The sequence below is a fragment of the Rhodococcus jostii NBRC 16295 genome (genome assembly GCF_001894825.1).
In the GTDB taxonomy this organism is placed as follows: Bacteria; Actinomycetota; Actinomycetes; order Mycobacteriales; family Mycobacteriaceae; genus Rhodococcus_F; species Rhodococcus_F jostii.
Window position 1 is genome coordinate 1 of record NZ_BCWY01000188.1, and the last position, 3,408, is coordinate 3,408.

The following is a 3,408-nucleotide window of genomic DNA, read 5'->3' on the forward strand; positions in this document are numbered from 1 at the left end:
CTAGACTCACCTTCCGCACTTGATAAACTTCCACGATGCGAAAACACAGTTTCGTATCTTGACATAGAGAAAACCGTGTCTACCGTGTTCTGTCAATAGCGGACGGCCGTACGGTTGCAGCGTCACATCCGATCAATGGTCTTCTTCGCCGATTCTGTGGACGTGGATCAGGTTCGTCGACCCGACCGTCCCTGGCGGCGATCCCGCGACGATGACCACGAGGTCGCCCCGCTGATACCGGCCCAGGCCGAGGAGCGCGTGGTCGACCTGGTGGATCATCTGGTCGGTCGACTCGACGGGGTCGACGAGGAACGTCTCGGTGCCCCAGGTCAGCGCGAGTTGAGAACGCACTTCCGGGAGCGGGGTGAACGCCAGCAACGGCAACGGCGTGTGCAGTCGGGCCAGCCGGCGCACGGTGTCCCCGGATTGAGTGAACGCGACGAGTGCCGCCGCACCCAATCGTTCCCCGATGTCGCGGGCCGCGTACGACATCACACCGCCCTTCGTGCGGGGCACATGCGTGAGCGGCGGAACGTGCGTGGACTTCTCCTCCACCGCACCGATGATCCGGGCCATGGTGCGGACCGTCTCCATCACGTGCTTACCGACGGACGTTTCGCCCGACAGCATGACGGCGTCCGCACCGTCGAGCACGGCGTTGGCCACGTCGGACGCCTCGGCACGGGTCGGCCGCGAATTCTCGATCATCGACTCGAGCATCTGCGTCGCGACGATCACCGGTTTGGCGTTCTCCCGGGCCACCTGAATGGCCCGCTTCTGCGCGAGCGGCACCTGCTCGAGGGGAAGCTCGACGCCCAGATCGCCGCGGGCAACCATCACCGCGTCGAATGCGCGCACGATCGCCTCGAGGTTGTCGATCGCCTCGGGCTTCTCGAGTTTCGCGATCACCGGAACCCGGCGCCCGACGCGATCCATCACGGCATGGACGAGTTCGATGTCTGCCGCCGACCGCACGAACGACAGCGCGATGAGGTCGACGCCGAGGCGCAGCGCGAATTCGAGATCGGCGATGTCCTTGTCCGACAGGGCCGGAACCGACACGTTCATCCCCGGCAGCGACACACCCTTGTTGTTGCTGACCGGTCCCCCCTCGGTGACCCGGCACACCACATCGTTGCCGTCGACCTCGGTGACGATCAGTCCGATCTTGCCGTCGTCGACGAGCAACCGGTCGCCCGGCGTGGCGTCCTCCGCCAGTTGTTCGTAGGTGGTCGACACCCGATCGTGGGTTCCGACGCACTCGTCGACGGTGATCCGCACGATGTCGCCGTCGGCCCACACGGTGCCGCCTTCGGCGAAACGTCCCAATCGGATCTTCGGCCCCTGGAGGTCGGCGAGGATGCCCACCGCCCGGCCGGTGTGTTCGGACGCGTCGCGCACCCGGAGGTAGTTCGCCTCGTGGTCGGAATGTTCGCCGTGGCTGAAGTTGAGCCGGGCGATGTTCATTCCACTGTCGACGAGTTCGCGGATACGGTCGCCGGTTGCCGTTGCCGGCCCGAGGGTGCAGACGATCTTCGTGCGCCTCGCCGACGCCGGCGCCGGCGCGACGGGCACGGCGAATGGTTCGGAAACTGTTGCAGTCATCAGTTTTTCAGTTCTCCTCTAGGCGCTTCCCGTGTCCGCGTAGGACACAGCGGCGGCGCGGACGTCGTCGATGCGGTACCGGTTGGCGGCGTCGACGGCCTTGGAGCGGTCGAGGGTGCCTTCACCGGCGAGGGCGGACAGGACGGCGACGACGATGGATTCGGCGTCGACGTTGAAGTACCGGCGGGCGGCGGGGCGGGTGTCGGAGAAGCCGAACCCGTCGGTGCCGAGGGTGGTGTACGAGCCGGGCACCCACTGCCGGATCTGATCCGCGACCGCGCGCATCCAGTCGGAGGCGGCGACGAACGGGCCGGCCGCATCGGACAGTGCCTGCGTGACATACGGCAGCGGGGCGTCGGTGCCGGGGTCGCGCAGGGCCTGGCGCTCCGATTCGATGCCGTCGCGGCGCAGCTCACCCCAGGAGGTGACCGACCACACGTCGGCGGCCACACCCCACTCGTCGGCGAGCAGCTGCTGGGCCCGCAGGCCCTCGGGCATGGTGACGCCGGAGACCAAAATCTGCGCCCTAGGCGCGGAGCCTGCGGAGTGCCCGTGTTCTGGCGCGGAGCCTGCGGAGTGCCCGTGTTCTGGCGCGGAGCCGCCGGATGCCTCGGATTTCTTGAACAGGTACATGCCCTTGAGCAGGCCCTCGACGTTCAGGTTCTCCGGTTCGGCGGGCTGGGAGTAGGGCTCGTTGTAGAGGGTGATGTAGTAGAAGATGTCCTCGCCACCGAACCCGTCCACACCCTCGGTGCCGCCGTACATGCGGCGCAGCCCGTCCTTGACGATGTGCGCGATCTCGTAGGAGAACGCCGGGTCGTACGCGACGGCGGCCGGGTTCGTCGACGCCAGCAGCAGCGAGTGCCCGTCGGCGTGCTGCAACCCTTCGCCGGTGAGGGTGGTCCGCCCGGCGGTGGCACCCAACACGAAGCCGCGGGCCATCTGGTCGGCGGCGGCCCAGAGGCCGTCGCCGGTGCGCTGGAACCCGAACATCGAGTAGAAGATGTACAGCGGGATCATCGGCTCACCGTGGGTGGCATACGAGGTGCCGACCGCGGTGAACGAGGCCGTCGAGCCGGCCTCGTTGATGCCCTCGTGCAGGATCTGCCCGATCTCGGACTCCTTGTACGCCAGCATCAGGTCCGCATCGACCGCGGTGTACAGCTGCCCGTTGCGGTTGTAGATCTTCAGCGACGGGAACCAGGAGTCCATCCCGAAGGTGCGGGCCTCGTCCGGGATGATCGGCACGATCCGCTTCCCGATCTCCTTGTCCCGCAACAGCTCCTTCATGATCCGCACCAACGCCATGGTGGTCGCGACCTGCTGCTTGCCGGACCCCTTGCGGACCACGTCATACGTGGAATCCGCCGGCTGCGGCAACGGTGCGGGGCTGGTGCGCCGCTCGGGCAGGAACCCACCCAGGGCTTTGCGCCGGTCCAGCATGTACTGGATTTCCGGGGCATCGGGGCCGGGGTGGTAGTACGGCGGCATCTTCGGGTCCTTCTCCAACTCTTCGTCGGAGATCGGGATCCGCTGCAGGTCCCGGAAATTCTTCAGATCGTCGAGGGTCAGCTTCTTCATCTGGTGGGTGGCGTTGCGGCCCTCGAAGTGCTTACCCAGGGTGTAGCCCTTGATGGTGTGCGCCAGGATGACGGTCGGCTGACCCTTGTGCGCCATCGCCGCCGCGTACGCGGCGTAGATCTTGCGGTAGTCGTGGCCGCCGCGTTTGAGGTTCCAGATGTCGCGGTCGGAGAGGTTCTTCACCAGTTCCTTCGTCCGCGGGTCCCGGCCGAAGAAGTGCTC

At 66.6% G+C, this 3,408-nt stretch carries 2 protein-coding genes; both read right to left on the reverse strand.

The window, feature by feature from the left end; genetic code table 11:
* Window positions 1-132: 132 nt before the first annotated feature.
* On the reverse strand, window positions 133-1,605 hold the full coding sequence (gene pyk / locus RJ1_RS44450; protein WP_073371065.1) for a pyruvate kinase: 1,473 nt from the start codon (window positions 1,603-1,605) through the stop codon (window positions 133-135).
* A gap of 18 nt (window positions 1,606-1,623) precedes the next feature.
* The coding region (locus RJ1_RS44455) for a transketolase-like TK C-terminal-containing protein (RefSeq protein WP_439958227.1) at window positions 1,624-3,408 on the reverse strand (1,785 nt) is incomplete at its 5' end.